The sequence below is a fragment of the Thermogutta sp. genome (assembly GCF_014359955.1).
Classification (GTDB): domain Bacteria; phylum Planctomycetota; class Planctomycetia; order Pirellulales; family Thermoguttaceae; genus Thermogutta.
Window position 1 is genome coordinate 1 of record NZ_JACIYL010000588.1, and the last position, 2861, is coordinate 2861.

Consider the following 2861-nt stretch of genomic DNA (forward strand, 5'->3'; position numbering starts at 1 on the left):
CGAGGCCGAGCACGGGGATGAGGAGAAAACTCGCTCCGAGTGATGCTCGACCGGGATTTCTGCCGCAGCTCATTTCGGCAGATGGATGGTGAAAGTGCTTCCCCGGCCGACTTCGCTGGTGACCGTCACATATCCCCCGTGCACCTGAGCCACGTGTTTGACGATGGAGAGGCCCAGCCCTGTTCCGCCAAGTTCCCGGCTTCTTCCGGGATCCACGCGATAGAAGCGCTCAAAAATGCGGGGAAGGTGCCGGCCTTCGATCCCCCATCCCTCGTCGGTCACAGAAAAGAGGATCTCCTGTTCGTTCATTTCCACACGGAGGGTGATTGTTTTTCCCGGATCGCTGTACTTGATCGCATTGTCGATGAGATTGACGATCGCCATCTGGAACAGGCGGGAATTCACGTTCAGGTGTGGGTCTACGCCGATTTCCGTTTTCAGCGTCATGTTTTTTCTTTCCGCAGCGAATTGACACTGCTCGATCGCCCCTTGTATCAAAGTACTGGCCGCAACCTGCTGGCGTTCCAGGGGTTGATCCCTTTCACTGTCCAATCGCGTAAGGACCAGAAGATCGTCCACAATTCGTTCCAGCCGCTCGGTCTGTTCGAAGACGATCTGAGTGAAGTGTCGGGCTTGCTCCGGCTCTTCAATCGCACCGTCGAGTAACGTTTCCAGAAAACCTTTCATGGTGGTCAGGGGAGTTTTCAATTCGTGACTCACATTGGCGACGAAGTCCCGACGCACGCGGTCGAGCACTTCGGTCCTCGTCACATCCCGGATGACCACCAGATAGTGGGAATGCCCTGTGTCATCGAGGCGAAGCGGCACGGCTCTCAGTTCCAGGTGTTGTTCGGGCGATTCGTGAGAAAGCCGAAGTGGGGGCGAAGCCTCGCCGGAAACGACTCGCTCCCACCACGGTGAAAAGGCCGGGTGTCGAATTCGCTCGGACAGCACAAGCTGGCCGGGAGACAAATGAGGCGGCAACCGAAGGAGTTGAGCCGCCTGAAGGTTCCACTTCTCTCCCCTTCCCGCTCGATCAGTAATCAAAATGCCGTCCAAAAGATGTTCCAGAACGGCCTCAAATTCCATTTGAATTCGGCGAAGCGCTTGCCGCTCGTTTTCACGCTGGACTGCGTACGCATTCCACTGTTGCGCCAGTTGGACAATTTCCTGGGGACACCACGGCGGCAGGGAAATGCTGCGACTCTGGGCCAGCCGGTCGGGCAAGAGCCGACCGATCGTTCTGCTGAGCCACCCCCCTGCGAGGAACCATCCCACAGCGCCCAGGAGGCTGCCCACGCCGATGCTTCGCAAGCCGCTCCAGAGAATCGTGCCCGACAGAGTTACCGAGCTTAACGGAATTTCCTGCTCAAGCCAGAGCACGGCGGGGGGAGAAAGCTGTGATATGGGAAAAGCCCCCACCCAGCGGAGATGGCCGCCCGACCGAGCGTCTAGCCACCGGACCACCGGGCGTCCGGTGTTTCGGCACAGTTGAATCTCAGGCGGTTCTGCCGAGGGACGCTCGAGAAGGGGCACCGTCGTCGTGAGGACGCGTCCACCTGCGTCGAAAATGGCGAGCTGGAGTTCCAGCATAGCGGCCTTTTGACGCAGCGCGTTGGTCAGGGCCTGGAGGTCTGTCATCTGTTTGCCAGTATCGTCTGCGAGAACAGTCCGCGCGAGATAGTGTGCCCGTTCTTCGATCCACGCGTCCACCAGCCGCTCGTGTGTGGCCGATATTGTGAACAACCAAAACAAAGCCATGGGCACAGTTGTGACGGCCCAAAAAGCAAGCAGGACAAGAGGCAATCTCAATCGAAACAACTGAGACATGACTGCGATTCCCAAATAGCTGTCTCTGGGGGAAAGATTGGACTCACCCAGTCTGATCGATTATCTGATCGGTTAACTGAACAAACGCCCGAACCCACGCCCCTGGATACCCAGATACAAATTCCCGTGCCATCGTTCGCTGCAAATTGATCTTGACTGTTTTCACTCGATCAATCTACGCTACAGCTTATGGTGTGTCCAAGCGGACGGACACCAGAACATCTGGAGAGACACCCACGGACGGTGAGCGAAGAAGGGAATCACATGGCACCAACTCCTCGGCCAAGGGAGAGCACGGAAGCATCGTCACGCCCCCAAGTTCCGGTTCCGTTTCTTGATCTCGCTCGTGCCCAGGCGCCTCTGCGGGACGAAATTGTGGCAGCGCTGGCGAGGGTCGTCGATTCGGGAGTGTTTGTTCTCGGAAACGAGGTGGAAAACCTCGAGCAGCTTCTTGCCGAATACTGCCATTGCCGGTACGCCATAGCCTGTGCTTCGGGCAGCGACGCCCTGTTGCTTGCGATGATGGCTCTCAATATCGGGCCGGGAGACGAAGTGATCGTTCCCAGTTTCACGTTTTTCGCGACCGCCAGTGCCGTCACGCGGCTTGGGGCCAAACCGGTTTTCGCCGACATCGATCCGCGATCGTACAACATATCGCCCGACCACGTTGCGCGGCTGATCAGGAAGAACACTAAAGCCATCATCCCTGTTCATCTCTTCGGTCAGGCCGCAGACATGAGGCCAATTCTGGAGCTGGCGGAACGCTTCGGCGTGACCGTCGTGGAGGATGCCGCCCAGTCGATCGGTGCGGAGTATAACGGAAAACGCGTCGGTTCGCTGGGCCGGATGGGCTGTCTCAGTTTCTATCCCACCAAGAATTTGGGCGGGATGGGAGACGGGGGAATGCTGACCACCAACGACAGCCAGCTCAGCGAACAGCTTCGCATTCTCCGTGTTCATGGAATGCATCCCCGGTATTATCATCGCATGATCGGTATCAACAGCCGGATGGACGCGTTCTACCCTGCCGG

At 57.8% G+C, this 2861-nt stretch carries 2 protein-coding genes; one reads left to right on the forward strand and one right to left on the reverse strand.

The features are described 5' to 3' along the window. Positions 1 to 69: 69 nt before the first annotated feature. Positions 70 to 1830 (reverse strand): ATP-binding protein, encoded by a 1761-nt coding sequence (locus tag H5U08_RS14690; protein ID WP_297034646.1) that lies wholly within the window; start codon positions 1828 to 1830, stop codon positions 70 to 72. Positions 1831 to 2094: 264 nt separating this feature from the next. Here H5U08_RS14690 and H5U08_RS14695 point away from each other — a divergent pair. After that, positions 2095 to 2861 (forward strand): DegT/DnrJ/EryC1/StrS family aminotransferase (locus tag H5U08_RS14695; RefSeq protein WP_297034649.1); only part of this gene is annotated, 767 nt, incomplete at its 3' end.

Excerpts from the sequence above, each read along its gene's own strand:
- H5U08_RS14690 (WP_297034646.1), bottom strand. The coding sequence starts at position 1,830 with ATGTCTCAGTTGTTTCGATTGAGATTGCCTCTTGTCCTGCTTGCTTTT.